Source organism: Variovorax sp. 01T432 (assembly GCF_056398605.1).
In genome coordinates this window covers 154117-174282 of sequence record NZ_JBFTPS010000004.1, presented here as the reverse complement: position 1 = coordinate 174282, position 20166 = coordinate 154117, and the positions used below count along the sequence as shown (strand labels likewise).

Sequence of the window (20166 nt, the reverse complement as noted above, 5' to 3'; positions counted from 1 at the left end):
GCCTCGATGCAACCGGCTACTGAAGCTGTCGGCCGCTACCTGCGGGGGCTGCAGCAAGACATCGTCGCCGCGCTGGAGGCGCATGACGGCGCTGCCTGCATTCGCGACGAATGGCGCAAGGAGCCGGACGAACCCTTGCAGGGCAGCGGCCTGACCTGCATCCTCGAAGGCGGCGAGCTCTTCGAGCGCGCCGGCTGCGGTTTCTCGCAGGTGAGCGGGCCCAGGCTGCCGCCCTCGGCGACGCAGCACCGGCCCGAGCTTGCGGGCGCGCCCTTCGAGGCCATGGGCGTGTCGCTGGTCTTCCATCCCCGCAATCCCTATGTGCCCACCGTGCACATGAACGTGCGCATGCTGGCCGCGCTGCCGCCGGGGGCGCCGCCCGTGTGCTGGTTCGGCGGCGGCATGGACCTGACCCCGTACTACGGCTTCGAGGAAGATGCGGTGCACTTCCACCGCAGCTGCCGCGATGCCCTTGCGCCCTTCGGCGAAGACAAGTACCCGCGCTTCAAGAAGTGGTGCGACGAGTATTTCTTTCTCAAGCACCGCAACGAGCAGCGTGGCGTCGGCGGGATCTTCTTCGACGATTTCTCCGAACTCGGCTTCGAGCAGAGCTTCGCGATGCTGTGCTCGGTGGGCGACGCCTTCCTGCCGGCCTACCTGCCCATCGTCGAGCGGCGCCGCGATACGCCCTATGGCGAACGCGAAAGGGCGTTCCAGCTCTACCGCCGCGGCCGCTATGTCGAGTTCAACCTGGTGTGGGACCGCGGCACGCATTTCGGCCTGCAGTCGGGCGGGCGCACCGAGTCGATCCTGCTGTCGATGCCGCCGCTGGCCAGCTGGGCCTACAGCCGGCAACCGGAGCCGGGGTCCGCCGAGGCAGCGCTCTACAGCGACTTCATCGTCAGGCGCGAATGGCTGTGAGCAAGCCGCGCATCGGCGTCTTCGGCGGGGCTTTCGATCCGCCGCATTTCGCTCATGTGGCCCTGGCTCAGGCGGCGATGGCGCAGCTCGACCTGATCGAACTGCGCATCTTTCCGACCGGCAACGCCTGGCACAAGCCACGCACCCTGAGCGCCGGCCAGGACCGCCTCGCGATGACGCAACTGGCCTTCGCCGGACTCGCCGGCACCGTGGTCGACCCTCGCGAAATGCTGCGCTCCGGCCCGACCTACACGCTCGACACCCTGCGCGAACTCCAGCGCGAGCGGCCGGGCGCTCAGCTCGTGCTGATCATGGGCACCGACCAGGCATCTTCGCTCCGGCAATGGCACGGCTGGGAGGAGATTCTGGCCATCGCTATAATTTCTGTAGCATTTCGTGCAACAGCCACGGGCTCCACGGGTCGCACCGACCCCAGAATCATGCCGGCGCTTCCGCCCGGCGCGCGATTCGAAACCCTCGAGCTTCCAGCCATGGACATCAGCGCGACCGACATCCGGTCGCGGGCCGCGCGTGGCGAAGACCTCTTCACACTGGTTCCGCCGGCGGTTGCACGCTATATTGAACAACATCACCTCTACCGATCCACCTGATGACCACTGAAGCCGCCGCAAAAAAAGACACCCAGAAGCTCCAGAGAGCCATCGTCGACGGGCTCGAGGACGTCAAGGCGCAGGACATCCAGGTATTCGACACTGAACATCTCTCCCCGCTCTTCGAGCGCGTGATCGTCGCGTCCGGCACCTCGAACCGCCAGACCAAGGCGCTTGCCGCCAGCGTGCGCGATGCGGTTCGCGAAGCCGGCTTCGGCAAGCCGCGCGTCGAGGGCGAGGCCAACGGCGAGTGGATCATCGTGGACTGCGGTGCGGCGGTCGCGCACATCATGCAGCCGGCCATCCGCCAGTACTACCACCTCGAAGAGATCTGGGGCGACAAGCCGGTGCGCACCAGGCTGGGCGCCTCCAAGCCCGCGACCGCCTCGAAGGTCGTCGAAGAGAAGGAAAAGAAGGCGCCGGCCGCGAAGACCGGCACTTCGCTGCGCCGTTCCAGCGCCGCGAAGACAGCCATCCGCGCCGCCGAGCAAGCCGCCAAGGAAGCCAGGCAGAAGCCCGTGGCCAGGAAGCCGGCGGCGAAGAAGACCTCGCTGGGCAAGAGCCCCGTGAAGACGGTGGTCGTCAACAAGGCGCCCGCCAAGAAGGCCGCGGCGAAGAAGGCCGCGCCGGCAGCCAAGAGGCCCGCCGCGCGCAAGACCGCGCCCCGCACCCGGACATGAAGCTGCTGGTGGTCGCAGTCGGGCAACGCATGCCCGACTGGGCGCAGACCGCCTGGGACGACTACGCCAAGCGCTTCCCGCCCGAGATCAAGCTCGAGCTGCGGGCCGTCAAGACCGAGCCGCGCGGCTCGAAGACCCTCGAAACCCTCCTTGCCGCCGAGCGCGAGCGCATCGAAGGCGCGATCGCCAGGGGCATGCGCATCGTCGTGCTGGACGAACGCGGAACGGCACTGACCACCAAGGCGCTCGCGGCGCGCCTGCAGGCCTGGCAAGGCGAGGGCGGCGACGTCGCGCTGGTGATCGGCGGGCCCGACGGGCTGGACCCGGCCTTCAAGGCCGCCGCGCACGAACGCATCCGCCTCTCGGACCTGACGCTGCCCCATGCGATGGCGCGCGTGCTGCTGGTCGAACAACTCTACCGGGCATGGTCGGTGAATGCCGGTCATCCTTACCACCGCGAATGAATCCGGACTTCATCTACCTCGCGTCGCAGAGCCCGCGTCGCGCGCAATTGCTCGGCCAGCTCGGCGTGCGCCATGAGCTGCTGCTGGCCGGCCCCGAGGAAGACGCCGAGGCGCTCGAAGCCATGATGCCGGGCGAGAGCCCGACGGCCTACGTGCAGCGGGTCACCGCCCTCAAGCTCGACGCGGCGGTGGCAAGACACCAGCGCCTGGGCCTGCCGCCTGCGCCGGTGCTCTGCGCCGACACCACCGTGGCCTTCGGCCGCACGATCCTCGGCAAGCCGCAGGACGCGCCCGACGCGCGGCGCATGCTGGGGCTGCTGTCCGGGCGCACGCACCGCGTGCTGACCGCCGTCGCGCTCCAGGATGGCAGGAAGAGGCATTGCGCGCTCAACGTGTCGCGCGTGCACTTCGCCGAGATCGCCAGGATCCGCATCGCCGAGTACGTCGCCACCGGCGAACCCCTGGGCAAGGCGGGCGCGTACGCGATCCAGGGGCGCGCGGCGGCCTTCGTCGAGCACATCAGTGGCTCGCATTCGGGCATCATGGGACTCCCCATGTTCGAGACCGCAGAGTTGCTGCGCAAGGCCGGATTCCACCTCTAACCATGCAAGACATCCTGATCAACTGGTCCCCGCAGGAGACCCGCGTCGCCCTTGTCGAGCACGGCGCCGTCCAGGAGCTCCACATCGAGCGAACGCTCGAGCGCGGCCTGGTGGGCAACGTCTACCTGGGCAAGGTGTCCCGCGTGCTGCCTGGCATGCAGTCGGCCTTCATCGACATCGGGCTCGACCGCACCGCCTTCCTGCATGTCGCCGACATCGTCACGCCCTTCACCCCCGGCTCGCGCCCGAGCGCGCCGGCGCCCGAGCGCGACCATCGCACCAGCGGCGCGGTCGTGCCGATCGAGAAGCAGGTGTTCGAGGGCCAGTCGCTGCTGGTGCAGGTGATCAAGGATCCGATCGGCACCAAGGGCGCGCGCCTGTCGACCCAGATCAGCATCGCCGGCCGGCTGCTCGTCTTCCTGCCGCAAGACAACCATATCGGCGTGTCGCAGAAGATTCCTTCCGACCTGCGCGAGGCCTTGCGCACGCGCATGCAGGTGCTGATCGACGCCGCGGCCGCGGCCGACAGCGGCGGCGTGGTGCCGGCGAACACGGGCGGCTTCATCCTTCGGACCAACGGCGAGGATTCGAGCGACGCCGAACTGGCCGAGGACATCGCCTACCTGCGCAAGACCTGGTCGCGCATCCGCGAGCTGTCGATGCGCATGCCCGCCATGTCGCTGCTGCACCAGGACCTGAGCCTTCTCCAGCGCGTGCTGCGCGACATGACCAGCGAGGACACGCAGACCATCCGCATCGATTCGCGCGAGCAGTTCGACGTGCTGCTCAAGTTCGGCCTCGAATTCATGCCGCAGGCGGCCGGCAAGCTGCAGCTCTACAAGGGCGAGCGGCCGATCTTCGACCTCTATTCGATCGACGAGGAGATCGCCAAGGCGCTGGGCCGCCGTGTCGACCTGAAGTCCGGCGGCTACCTGGTGGTCGACCAGACCGAGGCGCTGACCACCGTCGACGTGAACACCGGCGGCTTCGTGGGCGCGCGCAACTTCGACGACACCATCTTCAAGACCAACCTGGAAGCCGCGCAGGCCATCGCCCGGCAATTGCGCCTGCGCAACCTGGGCGGGATCATCATCGTCGACTTCATCGACATGGTGCGCGACGACCACCGCGAGCAGGTGCTGGCCGAATTCCGCAAGCAGCTGGCGCGCGACCGCGTGAAGACGACGGCGGGCGGCTTCTCGCAGCTCGGCCTGGTCGAGATGACCCGCAAGCGCACGCGCGAATCGCTGGCGCACATGCTGTGCGAGCCCTGCGCGGCCTGCAACGGGCAGGGGATCGTGAAGACCGCGCGCAGCGTGGCCTACGACGTGCTGCGCGAGATCCTGCGCGAGGCGCGGCAGTTCACGCCGCGCGAGTTCCGCATCGTGTCCTCGCCGCAGGTGATCGAGCTGTTTCTCGATGAAGAGAGCCAGCACCTCGCGGGCCTGAGCGACTTCATCGGCAAGCCGATCTCGCTGCAGTCCGAGCCGGCGATGGGGCAGGGGCAGTACGACATCGTCCTGCTCTAGCCAGGTTTCCGGCCCCTGGCGGCGCCTAGAGGCTCGGGTCCTTGCCCGGGCTGGTGGTGCGCACCGCATGCGTCTGCAGCCGCGCATAGAGGCCGTCCAGCGCCATCAATTGCGCATGGCTGCCCAGTTCGGCGATGCGGCCATGGTCCATCACCACGATGCGGTCCGCATGCTGGATGGTCGAGAGCCGGTGGGCGACGATGAGCGTGGTGCGGCCCTGCATCAGGCGCTGCAGGGCTTCCTGCACCAGCCGTTCGGATTCGGTGTCCAGCGCCGAGGTGGCCTCGTCCAGCAGCAGCACCGGCGCATTCTTGTAGAGCGCCCGCGCGATCGCCAGGCGCTGGCGCTGGCCGCCCGAAAGCTGCGTCGCGTTGTGCCCCAGCACCGTGTCGATGCCCTGGGGCAGGCTCTCGACATGCCCGGCGAGGTTCGCGGCCGCGACGCATTCGAGCACTCGCTCGCGATCGACGAGCGCACCGAGCGCCACGTTGGCCGCGAGCGTGTCGTTGAGCATGACCACGTCCTGGCTCACCATCGCGAACTGCGAGCGCAGGCATCGCAGCCGCCAGCCGGCAAGCTCATGCCCGTCGAGCAGGATCTGCCCGCCGCTCGGCAGCACGAAGCGCGGCAGCAGGTTGACCAGCGTGGTCTTGCCCGAGCCGGAGGGGCCGACGAAGGCCACCACTTCGCCGGGCGAGATCGAAAGGCTCACGCCGTCGAGCGCGCGCGCTTCCTCCTCGCCGCGGTAGTTGACCCGCACGTCGCGCAGCTCGATGCGGCCGTCGGCGCGGGCCAGTTCGAACTGGCCCTGCGGTTCCGCGGGCGCGCTGTCGATCAGCATGAGCCCGCGTTCCAGCGCCGCCAGACCCCGCGTGATCGGATTGGCCACGTCGGCGAGCCGGCGGATCGGCGCGATGAGCATCAGCATCGCCGTGATGTAGGCGACGAAGCCGCCCACCGTCAGGCCCTGTTCGCCGCTCTGCCACAACGCGATCATGACCACCGCCGACAGCGCGACGGCGGCCAGCAGCTGCGTCAGCGGTGTCATCGCGGCCGAGGCGATGGTCGATTTCACCGCCAGCCTGTTGAGGGTGTGGCTGAGCCTTTCGAAGCGCGCCCGCTGGCTGCCTTCGGCGTTGTGCAGGCGCACCATCCGGTGGGCGAGCACGTTCTCCTCCACCACGTAGGCGAGTTCGTCGGTGGCCTGCTGCCCGAGCCGGGTGAGGCGGTAGAGGCGCTTGGAGAGCACCTTCATGATCCAGGCCACGCAGGGCGCCAGCAGGCCCACGATGAGCGTGAGCTTCCAGTTCAGATAGAGCAGGTAGCCCAGCAGCGCGACCAGCGTCAGCCCGTCGCGCGAAAGCCCCAGCAGCGCCTGCACCAGCAGCATCGCGCCGGTCTGGACTTCATAGACGACCATGTTCGACAGCGCGCTGGCCGACTGGCGCGTGAAGAGCGCCAGTTCGGCGGCCAGCATGCGCTCGAAGAGCATGCTGCGCAGCCGCTGCATGCCTTCGTTGGCGATGCGCGCGAGCGCGTACTGCGAAATGAACTGCGCGATGCCGCGCACCGCGAAGAGCAGGATGATAGTGGCCGGGACAGTCCACAGCGCGAGCTGCCCTTTCGTGAAGCCGCGATCGAGCAGTGGCTTCAGTAGCGCGGGCATCAGGGGTTCGGTCAGCGCGGCAATGAGCGCGGCGCCCATCCCGACGGCCCACCACTGGCGCGAGCCTCCGAACCAGGTCATGAGCCGCGAGAGACGGCGCTTCAAGGGGGGGTGCGCGTTCTCCGCAGCGGGGTTCGATTGCATATGGCGGCGGATTCTACGGTTGTCCCTTTTTCCCTCGTCGTGTAGGACCGGACCGGTTCGTACACCTTTTGTGACTTCGACCGAGTCGCAATGTGTACCATGTGGCCTCGTTTCGTCCGGCGAAGAAACTTAATCGCCGGAAACCTCTCCGAACTGCATGAAAAAGCCGTTGCAAGAATATTCCCCGACCCCTTCTTCATCGTTTCTCGTCCGCCGCACCCTGATTGCGGCCCTGGCTGCCTCCCCCGTTCTCCCAGCGCTCGCCCAGTTCCGGGTCGAGGTGTCGGGTGTCGGGCTGACGCAGCTTCCGATCGCGCTCGCGCCCTTCAAGGGCGAGGAAGCGGCTCCCCAGAAACCCTCGGCCATCGTCCAGGCCGACCTAGAGCGCAGCGGGCAGTTCCGAGGCGTCGACGCCTCGGGCCAATCCCTCGACGAAAGCTCCAGGCCCGACCTGAGCCTCTGGCGCCAGCGCACGGCCGATTCGCTGGTCGTGGGCAGCATCAGCAGGCTGGCCGACGGCCGCTACGACGTGCGCTTTCGCCTGTGGGACGTGGTGCGCGGGCAGGACCTGGGCGGCCAGAGCTATACCGTGCCGCAGGGCGACCTGCGACTCGCATCGCACCGCATCGCCGACTATGTGTACGAAAAGCTGACAGGCGAGAAAGGCATCTTCTCGACCCGCATCGCCTACGTCACCAAGGCCGGCAACCGCTACAGCCTGTGGGTGGCCGACTCCGACGGCGAGAACGCGCAGGCCGCGCTCGCCAGCCCGGAGCCCATCATCTCGCCGTCCTGGTCGTCCAATGGGTCGCAGCTGGCCTATGTGTCCTTCGAGTCGCGCAAGCCGGTTGTCTACGTGCACAACGTCGCCAGCGGGCAGCGGCGGCTGGTGGCGAACTTCCGCGGCTCCAACAGCGCGCCGGCCTGGTCGCCCGACGGAGGCACGCTGGCCGTCACCCTGACCCGCGACGGCGGCTCGCAGCTCTACACCATCTCGTCGAACGGCGGCGAGCCGCGCCGGCTCACCCAGAGCAACAGCATCGACACCGAGCCGAAGTACTCCGCGGACGGCAGCTCCATCTACTTCGTGAGCGACCGCGGCGGCGCCCCGCAGATCTACAAGATGGGCGCCAGCGGTGGCAACCCCACCCGCGTGACCTTCACCGGCACCTACAACATTTCTCCGTCGATCAGCCCTGACGGGCGGTGGTTGGCCTACATCTCGCGCATCGGCGGCGCCTTCAAGCTCCAGGTGATGGAGCTGGCGACCGGCAATGTGCAGACCATCACCGAAACGACAGCCGACGAGAAGCCCAGCTTTGCCCCCAACAGCAAGTTGATCGTCTATGCAACCAAGTTGCAGGGACGCGAGGCGCTGATGACAACGACGCTTGACGGCAAGATCAAGGCGCGGTTGGCGGGGCAGGCAGGGGACATACGGGAACCGGACTGGGGTCCGTTTCAAAAGCAATGATTTACTTGAGGAGTTCGAAAATGTTGAAACGTACGATTTACTCGTTGGCCATCGTGGCGCTGATCGCCGGATGTTCGTCGGGAACCAAGCTGAATGAAGCACCGGTCGTCGACCGCGGTGCGGCCGGCGGCGCGGGCCAGGGCGGAGCGGCCAGCGGCGTGGCGCCTGTCACCATCGATGCGAATGCGCAGACGGCGCAGGGTCCGGTCGGTGTCGCGCGGATCATCTACTTCGATTTCGACAGCTACACCATCAAGCCCGAGTTCCAGCAACTCATCGATGGGCATGCCCGCTTCCTGAAGGCCAACCCGAACCGTCGCGTGTCCATCGAAGGCCACACCGACGAGCGCGGCGGCCGCGAGTACAACCTGGCGCTGGGCCAGAAGCGCTCCGAGGCCGTGCGCCGCGCGCTCACGCTGCTGGGCGTGAACGACAGCCAGCTCGAAGCGGTCAGCTTCGGCAAGGAAAAGCCGGCGGTACAAGGCACGGGTGAAGAGGTCTGGGCGCAGAACCGTCGCGCCGAGATCTTCTACCGCTGATGACGATGCGAAGCGTTTCCTTGCGAAGCGCTGCGCTCGCCGCCGCGTTGTTGTGCGCCTCGCTGGGCGCGCAGGCCGCGCTGTTCGAAGACGACGAAGCGCGCCGCGCGATCCTCGACCTTCGCCAGCGCGTGGAGACCCTGCGCGTCCAGAGCGAGCAGCGGCAGACCGAAGACATCGCCCAGTTGCGGCGCAGCCTGCTCGACCTGCAAACCCAGATCGAGCAGCTGCGTGGCGACCTGCAGCGCATGACCGGCCAGAACGAGCAGCTCACGCGCACGATCTCCGAGCTGCAGCAGCACCAGACCGACATCGACGACAAGCTCAAGAAGAACGAGCCCACCAAGGTGGCGGTGGATGGCCGCGAGTTCACGGCCGACCCGAAGGAGAAGGCGGACTTCGACGCCGCGCTCGGCATCTTCCGCGCCGGGCAGTTCGCGCAGGCGCAGACGGCCTTCGCGGAATTCGTCAAGCGCTATCCGCAGAGCGGCTACAACGCCTCGGCCCTGTTCTGGCTTGGCAATGCGCAATATGCGACGCGCAACTACAACGAGGCCATCGCCAATTTCAGGTCGATGCTGTCGCTGGCGCCCGATCATGCCAAGGCGCCCGAGGCCGTGCTGTCGATCGCGAATTGCCAGATCGAGCTCAAGGACACGCGCGCGGCGCGCAAGACCCTCGAGGATCTGACCAAGGCCTACCCGCAGTCCGAAGCCGCGCAAGCCGGGCGTGAACGTCTGTCGCGGCTTCGCTAGCCCCGGGGTGACTGATCCGGTGAACGGCGTGTCGAGCGCAGCACTTCCCATCGTCGCGCTGGACGAGCCGGACCTCGGCCGCCGCTTCGGCGGGCTCGAGCGCCTTTACGGCGTTCCGGGCGCGGCTCGCATCCGCGATGCGCACGTGATGGTCGCGGGCGTGGGCGGCGTCGGTTCCTGGGCGGTCGAGGCCCTGGCGCGCAGCGGGGTGGGGCGGCTCACGCTGATCGACCTCGATCACATCGCCGAATCCAATATCAACCGGCAGATCCATGCGCTCGACGCAACCGTCGGCCAGGCGAAGGTCGAGGCCATGCGGGAGCGCATCGCCCACATCAATCCCGCCTGCAGGGTGCTGGCGCTCGACGAGTTCGTCGAGCCCGACAACTGGCAGGCCTTGTTGGCGACTGCGCAGGCCGAGAACGGGCCCGTCGATGCGCTCATCGATGCCTGCGACCAGGTGAAGGCCAAGCTCGCGATGGCCGCATGGGCGCGCGAGACGGGCGTGGGCTTCATCACGGTCGGCGCGGCGGGCGGCAAGCGACTGGCGCACAAGGTCGACATCGACGACCTCGCCCTGGTCACCCACGACCCCTTGCTGGCGCAGCTGCGCCAGCGCCTGCGCAAGGCACATGGCGCGCCGCGCGAGGGAAAGAAGATCGGCGTGGCTTGCGTCTTCAGCCGCGAGAGCGTCGCGCCGCCCGATGCCTCCTGCGCGATCGAGGGCGACGGCTCGCTCAACTGCCATGGCTACGGCTCGGTGGTGAGCGTGACGGCGACCTTCGGACAATGCGCGGCCGGATGGGTCATGGACCGGATTGCCCGAATAGCGACGCTATAATCGCGGGCTTTGCCGGACTTGCTGCCGGCAAAAGAGATCGAAGCGTGGGACGTTAGCTCAGTTGGTAGAGCAGCGGACTTTTAATCCGTTGGTCACTGGTTCGAATCCAGTACGTCCTACCATGCGCACCGCATGGAATATGAAAAGCCTGTTATCTGTTTGATAGCAGGCTTTTTCGTTTTTGGGGGCGATCCGTGGCGTGTTCTTCAAGCCGGCGGATCGGGAAATGGAGCTGTCCGCGGTAGTGCCTGTTTATGAGGCATCGCGTCCCGAGCCAAGTCTGGAGCCAATCCCTGAGGTTTCCCCTGCCGTTGTCCACAGGTCTGTCCACGAGGCCAGGGGACAATCCTCGGCCGGTGGCGCTGTCCGTTGCGGCACCCCCCCGGGCGGCCAGCCGGGGCTACGATGCCATCTTTGCTGGAGGTCACCATGAGCATGCCACGCACCGAAGCACACGACCCGCCGATGGATCGAGGCACCGCCGCAATCCACGGCCTTCTGGCGACTCTGGTCGTCCTGCAGCGCAACGGGCATCTCCGGATTGCCGACGTCATCGCGGAGATCGGGAACGCCATCGATGCGCGTCGCCAGCAACATCTGGAGGACCGGGGACAGCACGAAGCCTTGGCGCACCTCTACGAGTTGCTGATCCACACCGATCGAAACGAGCGCCAACCCAAGGACACATCGGTCTAGTCCAAGGTGGCGTTCCGGTAATCAGCCAATGTCGTGCGGCGGAATGCGCCCACCGGGATGAGCTTGTCCCCCCGATCCGGAAAACGTGCGCGAACGTTGCCGGGTTCGCGGACCCAGCATCCGGTCGAGGTTCCGCCATCCCACGACGTCAGGTAACAGACACGGGATGGCGAGGGGCAATCATCCTGGGCGTCGGTCAACTGCAGCACCTGGAAAGGGCTTCCGTCTGCCACGAACAGAACACTCGGCTGCACGTCGCAGCCGACAGCGAATGTGCAACCGGCAACAACTGCCACGACTGAAGACGTCTTCATGCCGGACCCTCCAGAGGCTGTCGGGAAGGTCGATTGAGCGCTCTGCCATTGCAGGCGTCAACCCTGCTGATGGTGATAGGCCAGCGCCGCCGGCGACGCAGGCCTGCTCGCGCAGCCCGCGGCTCAGGTGTGGGTGGCGACCAGGACGATGGCCCAACCCAGAAGCCCCAGCCCGAGCGGCGTGCTGAGACGCCGGCCCCAGCGCAGGTTCTTCTCCACCGCCATCACGGCGGCGAGCAGGAGCATCCAGCCGAGGCTGCCGGTGCCGAGCGCGAACATCAGCAACATCAGCGCCCAGCAGCAGCCGACGCAGAACAGGCCGTGGTGCATGCCGAGCGCAAAGGCATGGCGCGCCTGCGCGCGACCGCGCCAGTGCTCCATGACGAAGCTCAAGGGCGTGCGACATTCTTCCAGACACCGGTACTTGAGCTGGCTGAACTGGAAGGCGCCGGCCACCGCGATGATCGCCGCGCCGATCACCCAGCCATGCCATGCCAGCGAGGGCGCGGCCGCAAGCAATGACAGCAGCACGCCGTGAAGCAGGTGCGCCAGCAGACCGAAGGCACCCCACACCGTCATGTAACCCAGGCCGAGCAGCGCGAGAAGGCGTCCGTGGTCGGGGCGCCCCGCCGTGAGACGGTCGAAGGCGGCGAAAAGAGGCAGTGTGGTCGGAAGCATCATGGCCGCGGTCATGAGCATCCACGCCAGGGCGTAGAACACCAGGGGCACGATCACCTCGCCGCCGGGCACGGCGCGGCACAGGAAGGCCGCAGGTCCCGAGGCCGCCCAGTCATCGTGTTCGAGATAGCGTCCGTAGGGACTGCGCGCCAGCGCCCACAGCGCCACCCACGCGAGCGCGATGAGCGCCGCGAGGAGCGGCAGGAACACGCGGCGATGACGGGCGGCCGCCGCCGAGGGCGCGGCACCCGCGATGGTGCTCATGGCTGCACGCGCTCAGGCGTCGAAGACGAAGGTGCTCTGCAGTGCGTTGTGGTTCTTGATGTCGAGGTCGATGCCGAGGGCGGCGTTCTTCGATCGATAGGTCGGCGCCTTGCCCACGAACACCGGAGCCCCGGGCACGGTGGAGAACACGGTGTCGGACAGGACGGTCTGGCCGCCGGTCGCGCCGCGGTAGGGCTCGAGCTCGGCGTAATAGTCCTTGCCGATCTTCAGTTCGCCCTTGCCCTCCGTCACCGTGAAGTCGATCTTCGCCCGTTCCACCGAGACGACCGTGCCGATGAGCTTGGCGAGGTCCGCGATCGGCCCGCCGGCCTGGCCCGTGTAGACCTTGAGCAGTGCCTCTTCCTGTTCCTTGGACGCCTTGTCGTCGACGTAGATCGCGGCGGTCCAGTTGCCTTGCAGGATGTTGCCGGGCACATGCGCCACCGCGGCGATGGTGTTGCCGCCGACGTCGAGGCCGTCGACGGTCCCGCTGTCGATTCGCCAGGCGACGATGGTGTCGCAGGTTCCGTTGTCGGGGTCCTCGCCGATCCAGCATGGACAGAGGACGTTGCAGTTGCAGACCTCGAGCAGGCGACCTTCCAGGTGATAACTCATATGAACCTCCTCGGATGAAGCCACACGAATGCGCACTGCGTCGCCGCAGCTCGCGCGGCAAGGGAAGAAATCCTACGCCGGGCGATGCCCCGAGTCCAGTACGACGGCGGTCGGCCTACTTCAGGATGTCGCCCAGGCAGAGGTACTTGATCTCGACATAGTCGTCGATGCCGTGGTGGGAGCCCTCGCGGCCCAGCCCCGACTGCTTGACGCCGCCGAAGGGCACGTGCTCGGTCGCGATGACGCCGGCGTTGATGCCCACCATGCCGTATTCCAGCGCCTCCGCCACGCGGAAGATGCGGCCGACGTCGCGGCTGTAGAAATAGCTGGCCAGGCCGAATTCGGTGTTGTTGGCCGCGTCGATGGCCTCCTGCTCGGTCTTGAAGCGGAACACCGGCGCGAACGGGCCGAAGGTCTCTTCCCTGGCGCACAGCATGTCGGCGGTGGCATCAGCCACCACGGTCGGCTCGAAGAACTGGCCCGCGAGCGCATGGCCGCCGGCCAGCAGCCGGCCGCCCTTGGCGAGCGCGTCGGCCACGTGCCTGCCGACCTTCTCCACGGCGGCCGGCTCGATCAGCGGGCCCTGCACGACGCCGTCCTCGAAGCCGTTGCCGACCTTCAGGGCCGTGACCTTGGCCGCGAACTTCTCGACGAAAGCGTCGAACACGCCGTCCTGGACATAGATCCGGTTGGCGCACACGCAGGTCTGGCCGGCATTGCGGTACTTGCTGGCCATGGCGCCTTCCACCGCGGAGTCGATGTCGGCGTCGTCGAACACGATGAAGGGGGCGTTGCCGCCCAACTCCAGAGAGAGCTTCTTGACGGTCGGCGCGCACTGGGCCATCAGGATGCGGCCGACCTCGGTCGAGCCGGTGAAGCTCAGGTGGCGCACGACGTCGTTCTCGCACAGCTCCTTGCCGATGGCGATGCTGTTGGCGCTGTCGGCGGTCAGCACGTTCAGCACGCCGGCCGGAATGCCCGCGCGCAGGGCGAGTTCCGCGGCCGCCAGGGCGGTCAGCGGCGTGAGCTCGGCCGGCTTGATCAGCACCGGGCAGCCGGCGGCGAGCGCCGGCGCCACCTTGCGCGTGATCATCGCGAGCGGGAAATTCCACGGCGTGATTGCCGCGCAGACGCCGATGGGCTGGCGCACCACCAGCAGGCGGCGGTTGTTGTCGAAGGGCGGCAGGGTCTCGCCGTTGACCCGCTTGGCCTCCTCGGCAAACCATTCGACGAAGCTGGCGGCGTAGGCGACTTCGCCCTTGGCTTCGGCGAAGGGCTTGCCCTGCTCGGCGGTCATGAGGCGGCCGAGGTCTTCGGCGTTGGCCATCAGCAGGTCGAACCACTTGCGCAGGATGATGCTGCGCTCCTTGCCGGTCTTGCCGCGCCAGCCGGGCAGCGCCTTGTTGGCTGCGGCCACGGCGGCCGCGGCGTCCTTGCGCGTGAGGTTGGCCACGTCGGCCAGCTTCAGGCCGGTGGCGGGGTCGTTGACGTCGAAGCGGCCGGCGCCGGCGAGCCATTCGCCGTCGACCAGCGCATCGGTCTTGAGCAGGCTCGGGTCCTTCAGCAGGCCGAGGGGAGAAGTCTTCATGTCCATGATCGGGTGTTCCTTGTCTTCGAATACGGGCCGACGGCGTCCGCGCCGGCCTCTTGCACTCAGCGGCGCCGGCCGCGCAGCCATTCGAGGGCCAGCAGCAGGCAGGTCGTGAAGACGATCAGCAGCGTCGCGACGGCGGCGATGGTCGGCGAGATATTTTCGCGGATGCCGGTGAACATCTGGCGCGGCAGCGTGACCTGGTCGGGCCCGGCGAGAAACAGCGTCACCACCACTTCGTCGAAGGAGGTGGCGAAGGCGAACAACGCCCCCGAGATCACGCCCGGCGCGATCACCGGCAGCGTGATGCGCATGAAGGTCCTGAACGGCGTCTCGCCCAGGCTCAGCGAGGCGCGCACCAGGTTGTGATTGAAGCCTGCCAGCGTGGCGAGCACCGTCGTCAGCACGAAGGGCGCCCCCAGTGCCGCATGCACGACGATCAGGCCGAAATAGGTGTCGGCCAGCCCGAGGGGTGCGAAGTAGAGGTAGGTCGCCACGCCCACCACCACCACCGGCACCACCATGGGCGAGATCAGCACGCTCATCAGCAGGCCCTTGAAGGCGAAGTTGGTTCGCGACAGGCCCACCGCGGCCAGCGTGCCCAGCACCGTGGCGATCACCGTGGCGGAAGGCGCGACGATGAAGCTGTTGCGTGCCGCGCGCGCCCACTCGGGCGATTCGAACAGGTTGCGATACCACTTGAGCGACCATCCCGGAATCGGGTAGGCCAGGAACGAGCTGTCGGAGAAGGACAGCGGGATCACCACCAGGATCGGCGCCAGCAGGAAGGCCAGCACCGCCACGCAGCCGGCACGCACCAGCCACCAGCCGAGCTTGTCGGCGAAGGTGGCGTAGGCGGGGAATGAGGGGAGCTTCGGCATGCTTGTCTTTCGTGCGCTTCAGCCCAGGCTCAACTCGGCCTTGCCGATGCGGCGGTACACGGCATAGAGCACGAGGGTGGCGGCCAGCAGCAGGCTGCCCAGTGCGCAGGCCATGCCCCAGTTGACTTCCACGTTGGTGTAGCGCGCGATGTAGTAGCTCAGCATCTGGTCGTCGGCGCCGCCCAGCAGCGCCGGCGTCACGTAGTAGCCGATCGCCAGGATGAAGACCAGCAGAGCGCCGGCGCCGATGCCCGGATAGGTCTGCGGCACATAGACGCGGAAGAAGGCCGCCAGCGGCGCGCTGCCCAGCGACACCGCCGCGCGCAGGTACGTTGGCGGCACGCTCTTCATGACGCTGTAGAGCGGCAGGATCATGAAGGGCAGCAGGATGTGCACCATCGCGATGATGACGCCCGTGCGGTTGAACAGCAGCGCCAGCGGATGGTCGATCAGGCCGATGCCCATGAGGCCGCGGTTGACCAGCCCCTCGGACTGCAGCAGCACGATCCAGGCCGCCACGCGCACGAGGATGGAGGTCCAGAAGGGCACCAGCACCAGGATCATCAGGATGTTGGCCTTGCGCGCCGGCAGCGTGGAAAGCCACCAGGCCAGCGGATAGGCGAGCAGCAGGCAGAAGAAGGTGACCACCGCGCTGATCTCGAAGGTGCGCACCAGGATGCCGGTGAAGGCGCGCTGGTCCGCCGGCATGCGCGCGACGCTGCCCGACGCGTCGCGCCGCAGGTCGACCGAGGCGAGCAGGTAGTCCGGCGTCCAGCGCGAGCCGTTCTTGGCGATCGCCTGCCAGTAGGGAAGCTCGGCCCAGCGGGCGTCGATCTCCAGCATGCGGGCCTTGACCTGTTGCGGCGTGCCGGCGATCGGCAGCGCCCGGAAGGTGCCCATCACGAGCGAGCGGGCACCGGCGATCTCGGTGTTGAGGCGGCGCGCCAGGGCGCCGGCGTCGGAGCTGTCGGGCAATCGGGCGAGGTCGGCCGCGATCGCGGCGAAAGCCTCGGGCGCGGGCGTGTCCTTGCGATTCCAGCCATCGAGGGCGCGCACCGTGCGCGGCAGCGCGTTCGCCACCTCCGGATTCTCGACCGCGCGCTGCAGCAGCGCCACGATCGGCACCAGCAGCGTCAGCAGCAGGAACAGCAGCAGCGGCAGCGTGAGCGCGAAGGCGCGCCGCTTGCGGCGAGCCTCCGCGCGCGCCATCGCGCGCCGAAGGTCCTGCGGCGGCGCATCGGGCTGGAGGAGGGGGGCGACCGCTGCAGAACTCATGGCGACTTGCTCTTACTGCGTGGCCCAGGATGCGAAGCGCTTCTCGAGCGCTTCGCCCTGGTCGGCCCAGAACGCGACGCTGAACTGCAGCGCCTCCTTGGCGTTGGCCGCCGAGGTCGGCAGATCGTCCAGCACCTTCTTGTCGAGCGAAGCCAGGGCCTTGGTGTTGGTCGGGCCGTAGGCGATGTTCTGCGCATAGACCGCCTGCGCGGCCGGCTGCATGGCGAACTGGATGAACTTCAGCGAAGCCTCCTTGTTCGGCGCGCCCTTGGGGATGACCCAGTAGTCGAGGTCGTAGATGCCGCCCGGCCAGAAGATCTTGAGGTTGCGGCCTTCTCGGTTGGCCGCGTCGATGCGGCCGTTGTAGACCGTGGTCAGCACCACGTCGCCCGCGACCAGGAACTGCGGCGGCTGCGCGCCGGCTTCCCACCACTGGATGTTGGGCTTGAGCTCGGTGAGCTTGTTGAATGCGCGGTCCGCGCCTTCCTTGGTGGCGAGCACCTTGTAGACGTCGGCGGGCTTCACGCCGTCGGCCATCAGCGCGAATTCGAGGTTGTAGCGCGCGCCCTTGCGCATGCCGCGCTTGCCCGGGATCTTCTTCACGTCCCAGAAGTCGGCCCAGGTGGTCGGCGCGGTCTTGAGCTTCTCTCCGTTGTAGGCCATGACGGTGGACCAGACGAACACGCCGATGCCGCATTCCGTGACGGCGGCCGGAAGGAAGTCCGCCTTGTTGCCGATCTTCGAGTAGTCGAGCTTCTCGAACAGGCCCTCGTCGCAGCCGCGCGCGGCGTCGGGCGATTCGACCTCGACCACGTCCCAGGTGACCTTCTTGGTCTCGACCATGGCCTTGATCTTGGCCTGTTCGCCGTTGTATTCGACCGGGACGACCTTGATGCCGGTCTTCTCGAAGGGCTCGTAGTAGGCCTTCTTCTGGGCGTTGGCATTGGCGCCGCCGAAGTTGACGACGGTGATCTGCTGCTGCGCGAGGGCCGGCAGCGCGAACCCTGCAGCGAGGATGCATGCGAGGAGAGTCTTTTTCATGGCGGGTAGCTTCCTGGGTGGTGGACGGGGACGGGAAAAAATGCGGGCGTGTTCAGTTCGCGTAGATGCGCGTGTGGCCGGCCGGGAACTCGAGCGACACGCGCTCGCCGCCTTGCGGCGGTGCGCTGCCGGCCAGGCCGGTCAGCGGCAGCTTCACGGTCGCCTCGGCCTGGCCGCCGCCCACGCTGCACAGCAGCCGCAGGTGGTCGCCGAAGTAGATGACGCGCGCCACCTCGGCCTGCAGCATGTTGGGGCCGGGCGCCTCGGGTTGCCGGTGCAGCACCACGCGCTCCGGGCGGATGCAGGCCTCGACCGCCGTGCCCGCGGGCGCGCCGCTCACGTTCAGGCCGCTCAGCACGCGGCCGTCGCCAAGGGTGATGTCGGCGCGCTCGCCGGCCTGCCTCAGCTGGCCCTTGAGCACCGTGTTGTCCCCGACGAAGCCGGCCACGAAGCGGTTGGCGGGCTTCTCGTACAGCCGGTCGACCGTGTCCAGCTGCTGGATCATGCCCTCGTTGAACACCGCGACGCGGTCGCTCATGGTCAGCGCCTCCCCCTGGTCGTGCGTGACGTAGACGAAGGTCACGCCGAGCTGGCGGTGCAGGTCCTTGAGTTCGATCTGCATGTGCTCGCGAAGCTGCTTGTCGAGCGCGCCGAGCGGCTCGTCCATCAGCACCAGCTGGGGCTCGAACACCAGCGCGCGCGCCAGCGCCACGCGCTGCTGCTGGCCGCCCGAGAGCTGGCCGGGCAGGCGGTCGGTCATGCCGCGCAGCTGCACCATGTCGAGCGCGCGCCGCACGCGGCGCTGCTGCTCGTCCTTCGACACCTTGCGCACCGTGAGCGGGTAGGCCACGTTCTGCCCCACGCTCATGTGCGGGAACAGCGCGTAGTTCTGGAACACCATGCCGAAGTGCCGCTTGTGCGGCGGCGTGCGCGTGATCTGCCGGCCCTCCAGCAGGATGTCGCCGGAGGTCGGCGACTCGAAGCCCGCCAGCATCATCAGCGTGGTGGTCTTGCCCGAGCCCGAGGGCCCGAGCAGGCTCAGGAACTCTCCGCGATGGATGTCCAGATCGAGCTGGCGCACCACGAGGTGTTCACCGTCGTAGGTCTTCTGGACGCGCTGGAAGCGCACCAGCGGTTCGTCTGTGGTGGAGATGGTGTTCACGGGCGGCGGGTCGATCAGCGAAGCGCGGCGAAGCTGTCCGCCAGGAGCGCCAGGCCCTCGTCGACAAGCAAGTCGGATGCCGTCAACGGCACCAGCACGCGGATCACGTTGCCGTAGCTGCCGCAGGACAGCAGGATCAGGCCGCGCCGGGCAGCCTCCGCGACCACCTTGCGGGTGAGAGCGGCGTCCGGCCGGGCGATGTCGCCCTGCTCGAACAGCTCGATCGCCACCATGGCGCCGAGGCCGCGCACGTCGCCGATGGCGGGCTGCGCGGCCGCGATGCGGCGCAGGCCCGCCATCAGGCGCTCGCCCAGCGCCTTGCTGCGCGCGAGCAGCTGCTCGTCGTCGAAGACCTTGAGCACGGCCAGCGCCGCGGCGCAGCCGATCGGGCTGCCGGCATAGGTGCCGCCCAGCCCTCCGGGCGCGGGCGCGTCCATCACCTCTGCGCGGCCCACCACGCCGGAGATCGGGAAGCCGCCGGCCATCGACTTGGCGGTGGTGATCAGGTCGGGCGCCACCGGCCACTGCTCGCTCGCGAACCAGGTGCCGGTGCGGCCCGCGCCGGTCTGGACCTCGTCGGCGATGAGCAGGATGCCGTGGCGGTCGGCCAGCGCGCGCAGGCCCTCGACGAAGCCGGCGGGCGCCACGTAGAAGCCGCCTTCCCCCTGCACAGGCTCCAGGATGAAGGCCGCCACGCGTTCGGGCTCGATGTCGTTCTTGAACAGCAGCTCGACCGATCGCAGCGCATCGTCCACGCTCACGCCGTGCAGCGCATTCGGATACAGCGCATGGAAGACCTCGCCCGGGAACGGCCCGAAGCCGACCTTGTACGGAGCGACCTTGCCCGTGAGGCCGAGCGTCATCATCGTGCGGCCGTGGTAGCCGCCGGTGAAGGCGATGACGCCGGGGCGCCGCGTGAACGAGCGCGCGATCTTGACCGCGTTCTCGACCGCCTCGGCGCCGGTGCTCAGGAAGATCGACTTCTTCGCGAAGTTGCCGGGGGCGAGCGCGTTCAGGCGTTCGGCGAGCTCGACGTAGGGCTCGTAGGCCAGCACCTGGAAGCAGGTGTGCGAATAGAGGTCGACCTGGGCCTTCACGGCGGCGCTGATCTCCGGGTGGCAGTGGCCGGTGTTGAGCACGGCGATGCCGCCGGCGAAGTCGATGTAGCGGCGGCCCTCGACGTCCCAGACCTCGGCGTTGCTGCCGCGGCTGATGAAGATCTCATGGGCCTGGCCGACGCCGCGGGCGACCGCCGCGTGGCGCCGCGCCATGAGGGTGGCGTTGCTGAGAAGAGGTTCGCGCTGCATGGGGGAGGACCTGTACCTGGATGGATGGGATGGGCGCACTGTAGGCACTCCATTCCGGCGCGGCCATGTACAGCCGGCACGATCATCCAGTGGACTGTGCTGGTCTTGTATCCTGT

Annotated in this window: 21 protein-coding genes and 1 tRNA gene; 12 read left to right on the top strand and 10 right to left on the bottom strand. The window is 67.8% G+C overall.

The features are described from left to right. Window positions 1–6: 6 nt before the first annotated feature. Genes hemF through rng form a run of 6 tightly spaced genes read left to right on the top strand, consistent with a single transcriptional unit; the run spans window position 7 to window position 4807 of the window. Window positions 7–921 (top strand): oxygen-dependent coproporphyrinogen oxidase, encoded by a 915-nt coding sequence (gene hemF, locus AC1DNF_RS04810; protein WP_478147411.1) that lies wholly within the window; start codon window positions 7–9, stop codon window positions 919–921. Further along, window positions 912–1532 (top strand): nicotinate-nucleotide adenylyltransferase, encoded by a 621-nt coding sequence (nadD, locus tag AC1DNF_RS04805; protein ID WP_478147410.1) that lies wholly within the window; start codon window positions 912–914, stop codon window positions 1530–1532. Before hemF ends, nadD begins: the two co-directional genes overlap by 10 nt. Next, on the top strand, window positions 1532–2212 hold the full coding sequence (rsfS, locus tag AC1DNF_RS04800; protein ID WP_478147409.1) for a ribosome silencing factor: 681 nt from the start codon (window positions 1532–1534) through the stop codon (window positions 2210–2212). The genes nadD and rsfS overlap by 1 nt, the downstream gene beginning before the upstream one ends. After that, entirely contained in the window at window positions 2209–2676 is a 468-nt protein-coding gene (gene rlmH, locus AC1DNF_RS04795; RefSeq protein ID WP_478147408.1) for a 23S rRNA (pseudouridine(1915)-N(3))-methyltransferase RlmH, read from the top strand. The genes rsfS and rlmH overlap by 4 nt, the downstream gene beginning before the upstream one ends. After that, window positions 2673–3278, top strand: coding sequence for a Maf family protein (locus AC1DNF_RS04790; protein WP_478147407.1), 606 nt, complete (start codon window positions 2673–2675; stop codon window positions 3276–3278). The genes rlmH and AC1DNF_RS04790 overlap by 4 nt, the downstream gene beginning before the upstream one ends. A 2-nt stretch (window positions 3279–3280) precedes the next feature. Beyond that, window positions 3281–4807: a ribonuclease G gene (gene rng / locus AC1DNF_RS04785; RefSeq protein WP_478147406.1), complete on the top strand. Its 1527-nt coding sequence runs from the start codon at window positions 3281–3283 to the stop codon at window positions 4805–4807. Between the two features lie 25 nt (window positions 4808–4832). Here rng and msbA read toward each other — a convergent pair whose 3' ends face one another. Next, on the bottom strand, window positions 4833–6554 hold the full coding sequence (gene msbA / locus AC1DNF_RS04780; RefSeq protein WP_478147445.1) for a lipid A export permease/ATP-binding protein MsbA: 1722 nt from the start codon (window positions 6552–6554) through the stop codon (window positions 4833–4835). A 220-nt stretch (window positions 6555–6774) separates the two neighbouring features. Here msbA and tolB point away from each other — a divergent pair, with 220 nt between their 5' ends. The 6 genes from tolB to AC1DNF_RS04750 all read left to right on the top strand — a co-directional run bounded on the left by tolB (window position 6775) and on the right by AC1DNF_RS04750 (window position 10922). Then, window positions 6775–8091, top strand: a complete 1317-nt coding sequence (gene tolB, locus AC1DNF_RS04775; protein ID WP_478147405.1) for a Tol-Pal system beta propeller repeat protein TolB — start codon at window positions 6775–6777, stop codon at window positions 8089–8091. Window positions 8092–8111: 20 nt separating this feature from the next. Further along, window positions 8112–8630, top strand: a complete 519-nt coding sequence (gene pal, locus AC1DNF_RS04770; RefSeq protein WP_478147404.1) for a peptidoglycan-associated lipoprotein Pal — start codon at window positions 8112–8114, stop codon at window positions 8628–8630. Window positions 8631–8635: 5 nt separating this feature from the next. Beyond that, window positions 8636–9385: a tol-pal system protein YbgF gene (gene ybgF / locus AC1DNF_RS04765; protein WP_478147403.1), complete on the top strand. Its 750-nt coding sequence runs from the start codon at window positions 8636–8638 to the stop codon at window positions 9383–9385. A 28-nt stretch (window positions 9386–9413) separates the two neighbouring features. After that, entirely contained in the window at window positions 9414–10226 is an 813-nt protein-coding gene (locus AC1DNF_RS04760) for a tRNA threonylcarbamoyladenosine dehydratase (RefSeq protein WP_478147402.1), read from the top strand. Between the two features lie 46 nt (window positions 10227–10272). Then, a tRNA-Lys gene (locus tag AC1DNF_RS04755) sits at window positions 10273–10348 on the top strand. A gap of 307 nt (window positions 10349–10655) precedes the next feature. Continuing rightward, window positions 10656–10922: a hypothetical protein gene (locus tag AC1DNF_RS04750; RefSeq protein WP_478147401.1), complete on the top strand. Its 267-nt coding sequence runs from the start codon at window positions 10656–10658 to the stop codon at window positions 10920–10922. Here the strand turns inward: AC1DNF_RS04750 and AC1DNF_RS04745 are convergent. From AC1DNF_RS04745 to gabT, 9 genes are all read right to left on the bottom strand, one after another. After that, window positions 10919–11236 (bottom strand): hypothetical protein, encoded by a 318-nt coding sequence (locus AC1DNF_RS04745; protein ID WP_478147400.1) that lies wholly within the window; start codon window positions 11234–11236, stop codon window positions 10919–10921. The two genes, AC1DNF_RS04750 and AC1DNF_RS04745, sit on opposite strands and share 4 nt — an antisense overlap. Before the next feature lie 123 nt (window positions 11237–11359). After that, window positions 11360–12178: a DUF2182 domain-containing protein gene (locus AC1DNF_RS04740; protein ID WP_478147399.1), complete on the bottom strand. Its 819-nt coding sequence runs from the start codon at window positions 12176–12178 to the stop codon at window positions 11360–11362. A gap of 12 nt (window positions 12179–12190) precedes the next feature. Continuing rightward, on the bottom strand, window positions 12191–12793 hold the full coding sequence (locus tag AC1DNF_RS04735; protein WP_478147398.1) for a DUF1326 domain-containing protein: 603 nt from the start codon (window positions 12791–12793) through the stop codon (window positions 12191–12193). A gap of 115 nt (window positions 12794–12908) precedes the next feature. Beyond that, a complete protein-coding gene (locus tag AC1DNF_RS04730; RefSeq protein WP_478147397.1) occupies window positions 12909–14387 on the bottom strand; it encodes an NAD-dependent succinate-semialdehyde dehydrogenase in 1479 nt (492 codons plus the stop codon). A 59-nt stretch (window positions 14388–14446) separates the two neighbouring features. Further along, window positions 14447–15265: an ABC transporter permease gene (locus AC1DNF_RS04725; RefSeq protein ID WP_478147396.1), complete on the bottom strand. Its 819-nt coding sequence runs from the start codon at window positions 15263–15265 to the stop codon at window positions 14447–14449. 18 nt (window positions 15266–15283) lie between these two features. After that, on the bottom strand, window positions 15284–16540 hold the full coding sequence (locus AC1DNF_RS04720) for an ABC transporter permease (protein ID WP_478147395.1): 1257 nt from the start codon (window positions 16538–16540) through the stop codon (window positions 15284–15286). Window positions 16541–16552: 12 nt separating this feature from the next. Further along, window positions 16553–17581: an ABC transporter substrate-binding protein gene (locus tag AC1DNF_RS04715; RefSeq protein WP_478147394.1), complete on the bottom strand. Its 1029-nt coding sequence runs from the start codon at window positions 17579–17581 to the stop codon at window positions 16553–16555. Window positions 17582–17633: 52 nt separating this feature from the next. Further along, window positions 17634–18743, bottom strand: a complete 1110-nt coding sequence (locus AC1DNF_RS04710) for an ABC transporter ATP-binding protein (protein WP_478147393.1) — start codon at window positions 18741–18743, stop codon at window positions 17634–17636. A gap of 14 nt (window positions 18744–18757) precedes the next feature. Then, window positions 18758–20050, bottom strand: a complete 1293-nt coding sequence (gabT, locus tag AC1DNF_RS04705; RefSeq protein WP_478147392.1) for a 4-aminobutyrate--2-oxoglutarate transaminase — start codon at window positions 20048–20050, stop codon at window positions 18758–18760. Window positions 20051–20166: the final 116 nt, after the last annotated feature.